Here is a 3,657-nt window from a genome sequence, read left to right as displayed (position 1 = left end):
ATGCTCTGAACCAACTGAGCTAAACTCCCATTATAAATTTTAACCTTGATTCGGAAACCCGACTCTTCCGATCGTAATCGGAATGCTCTGAACCAACTAAGCTAAACTCCCATTATAAATTTAGGAATTCTAAGAAAGAAGTGGGAGTTGAGGGATTCGAACCCCCGACCCTCTGCTTGTAAGGCAGATGCTCTGAACCAACTGAGCTAAACTCCCAATTAAAATCTCCATTTCCTTTCCAAATGGATTGCAAATGTAGAGGTTATTTTTTTTGATACAAATTTGAATCTTAAAAAATAACCTCTGAGAATTTCAATCTTCTGAAAATGAACCTGATATTTTTTTTATATATCAAATTTTATTCCCTGAGCCAAAGGCAAAGCAGTACTGTAATTGATGGTATTTGTTTGTCTTCGCATATACGCTTTCCAAGAATCTGATCCCGACTCACGTCCTCCTCCAGTCTCTTTTTCACCACCAAAAGCTCCGCCTATTTCAGCTCCTGAAGTACCGATATTTACATTGGCAATACCACAGTCTGAACCTGCAGCAGATAGGAATATCTCTGCCTCTCTCATATTCAAAGTCATGATCGCAGAAGAAAGTCCCTGCGGAACAGAATTTTGAATCATGATTGCCTCTTCGAGAGTCTCATATTTTATCAAGTAAAGAATTGGAGCAAAAGTTTCTTCTTGAACTGTCTTATAATGATTCTCTGCTTCAATAATACAAGGCTTTACATAGCAACCCGACTCATATCCTTCCCCGTCTAATACTCCCCCATCAACCAGGACTTTGCCACCTTCAGCCTTCACATTTTCGATGGCGTCAAGATACATTTGCACAGCATCCTTATCGATAAGTGGCCCCACATGGTTTTTTTCATTCAGTGGATTACCGATCACAAGTTTACCGTAAGCACTTTTCAACCTTTCTTTAACAGTATCAAAAATAGATTCGTGCACTATAAGCCTTCTGGTAGAAGTACAGCGTTGACCTGCAGTACCCACTGCACCAAACAAAGCACCCCTGATAGCGATATCCATATCGGCATTCTCTGTAATTATGATGGCATTATTCCCTCCTAATTCAAGTAATGACCTTCCCAATCTTGCAGCAACTGCTTGGCCAACAATTTTACCCATTCTCGTAGAACCGGTTGCTGACACCAACGGCACGCGGGTATCTTTGCTTAAATACTCCCCTACTTTATAATCCCCATTGACCAAAGATGATATACCTTCTGGCAAATTATTTTCTTTCAATACACCTGAAATAATATGTTGACAGGCAATAGCAGACATAGGGGATTTCTCAGACGGTTTCCACACACTTACATTCCCACATACCAAAGCTATCATACTGTTCCATGACCATACCGCTACAGGAAAATTGAATGCCGAAATGATACCTACAATTCCCAAAGGATGCCATTGTTCGTACATTCTATGTGAAGGCCTCTCAGAATGCATGGTAAGTCCATAAAGTTGCCTGGATAAGCCTACTGCAAAATCACAGATGTCTATCATTTCCTGCACTTCCCCTAAGCCTTCCTGGTATGATTTTCCCATTTCATAAGATACCAGCTTTCCCAAGTCTTCTTTGTGCTCTCTCAATGCATTTCCAATCTGTCTTACAACCTCACCACGCAAAGGAGCAGGCTTTTTACGCCACTCTTTAAAAGCTTCCTCTGCTTTTTTTATCACTTTTTCGTACTCAGCTTTACCTGTCACCTGAACCTTTCCTATCAACTCCCCGTCTGCAGGGGAATTCGAAGCTATAGAAGATTCTCCACTATCCAGCCATTGGCTTCCAGTAGATGTTCCTAAATTTGAAGCCTGGATACCTAATCTTTTCAATGCTTCCAGAATACCGAATTTATCAGACATAAATATTTGGGTTTTATTTTGTGAAACTGTAAATCTAACAATATCTAAAAAAGGATGACATGAAGTCAAAAGATAAAACAGCTTAAAATGGAAAACTTTATTTCCCTAACAATATTTTAGGGTTCGCATATTCCAAATATGGCTTTAATTTTTTCCCTGGTTGAAAACGGTAAATAAAATTAACCCTATAATTGCCCGTCATAATTCTTAGGCTTGTATCACCAATATCCAAAAGCCCAATATTATTATGCACATAATTGGTATTGATAGACCATCTAGCAGAGTTGTAACCTACAAATCCACGGAGAAAATAGTTATAATTAAAGCCCCAATTCAAATCAGATTGATTGTTATTTTCAAAGGAAGTGTATCCGAAATTATAATTTACTGATGCCACTCCTGTAAAGAAAAAATGTTTGAAAAATACTAAAGTACCTGCATAACCTACATTCGGTCCCAACTGAAAATAGCTGATAAAAGGACGCCCCGTAAGAATTGGGATATCTTCAAACATCAAATCTTCTTCACCGCGCTGAATCACTCTACCGCCGTACATTTCAAAACCAGCCAAAAAACTGCCCGCAGATTTTTTTTGCCATGCACTTTGATGAAAAGCTGCGTTTAAGGATAAGTTTTTCCCATTTAACAATCGCTGTACATTGGCACCAATCTTACGCAATCTAAGATCCGGAGCTAGGAAATTCTCATCCTCCCCCATCTGATTGGTTAAAGTACCTCCATCGACTCTATACCCAGTGTAAAACTGACCAAAAAGATCAATGATCCAATTATCTGGATACAGGTGAGCTTGTAAATCCAAATATGTGGTCCTGACGTCTTGCCTTCCCGGATTCATAAAACCAAAGCCCAAAGCAAGGTTCAGCGTAAAATTGTTATAAGTGGCTCCAACCCCGAGATTAAGGGTGGAATTAGGCTCAAATAAACGTGTATGACCATCACTTACCCTCAATGATGTATATTTTCTGGAGGTATAAAGACGGGTGGTCAACAATTCAGGAAATTCCTCATAATATGCTGACTGCTTAGTAGAATCGACTTCTTGTGCAACAACTTGAGTGGACAACATCACAAATGATAAAAAAAGAATGATCTGTCTACCCATATAATCTAAATGACAATTATAAAAGATTGTTTGTTCAATGTTAAGAAACAATCTGAAGAAAAAAACAAATGGAGGTTAGAAAAAATGACTTTCATAATAACCTCCATTCAAATCAATAAGAAAATTTGTAGCAGAAAAAGTTGCTTAATCACCCGTTACAAATATATGCAATTATTATTATTTAATGCAAGGATTCGCACTTGGTATTTTTTGATTTTTTAATGAAAAATTTACATTCGCTATTTTTAAGGTTTCGTAACCTGACTCGAAAAAGAAAAAATCTACGCTTTACAATAGCAGTACTTTGAAAAGATAAAAATCTGGGACTATATTTTAAAAATCTTTTATATTAAACCATAAAACATTTAATATTAAACAATTACAAACTAAATACACCAACAATTAAACCCATAGTATCTAATTAAATTTCAAATTGTAAAAAATACACATAGAGTTTTCGAGTCATTTACCTAACTATTTATGGTTTGATAAATATCCTTAAAGTTAAATTTTTATTAGATTATTTATATTTTAAAAAATACAAAATAGAAATTTTGCAATGTTTTTCATGATTTCAGTTAAGAAAGTCTAAAAGGAAAAACCACTTATAAATACGGCTCTTGGATACTTTTTTTTGTTTTTAAT

Annotated in this window: 2 protein-coding genes and 1 tRNA gene; all 3 read right to left on the bottom strand. The window is 36.4% G+C overall.

From position 1 onward, the window contains the following. Positions 1-141: 141 nt before the first annotated feature. Positions 142-216 (bottom strand) — tRNA-Val (locus EA341_RS05065). 128 nt (positions 217-344) lie between these two features. Next, entirely contained in the window at positions 345-1,889 is a 1,545-nt protein-coding gene (locus EA341_RS05060; protein ID WP_293011901.1) for an aldehyde dehydrogenase family protein, read from the bottom strand. A 97-nt stretch (positions 1,890-1,986) separates the two neighbouring features. After that, on the bottom strand, positions 1,987-3,012 hold the full coding sequence (locus EA341_RS05055; RefSeq protein WP_293011900.1) for a DUF4421 domain-containing protein: 1,026 nt from the start codon (positions 3,010-3,012) through the stop codon (positions 1,987-1,989). Positions 3,013-3,657 lie beyond the last annotated feature (645 nt).

This window comes from Mongoliibacter sp., from assembly GCF_007692705.1.
Classification (GTDB): Bacteria; Bacteroidota; Bacteroidia; order Cytophagales; family Cyclobacteriaceae; genus Mongoliibacter.
Note: the sequence above shows the minus strand (reverse complement) of the source record. Positions and strands in the feature narration are given on the sequence as shown.